We start from the raw sequence: 207 nt of genomic DNA on the forward strand, positions 1-207 counted from the left end.
CTCCACCCGCGGCACCGCCATCGCCGTTGCCGCCATTTCCGCCATTGCCACCCGTGCCGCCGGCGCCACCGTCGCCGAAGAGCCACCCGCCGTGGCCGCCGGCACCGCCGGCACCCCCGCTGAGGCCGTCGTTACCCACGGCGCCGACCCCGCCCACACCTCCGCTGCCTCCGGTGCCGCCGTACGCGTCGATCAAGTAGCCGGCCC

Annotated in this window: 1 pseudogene; it reads right to left on the bottom strand. The window is 76.8% G+C overall.

What is annotated here, in order from left to right:
- Positions 1-207: pseudogene (locus BST12_RS30505) on the bottom strand (PE family protein); the annotation flags it as partial.

The organism is Mycobacterium angelicum (assembly GCF_002086155.1).
Classification (GTDB): Bacteria; Actinomycetota; Actinomycetes; order Mycobacteriales; family Mycobacteriaceae; genus Mycobacterium; species Mycobacterium angelicum.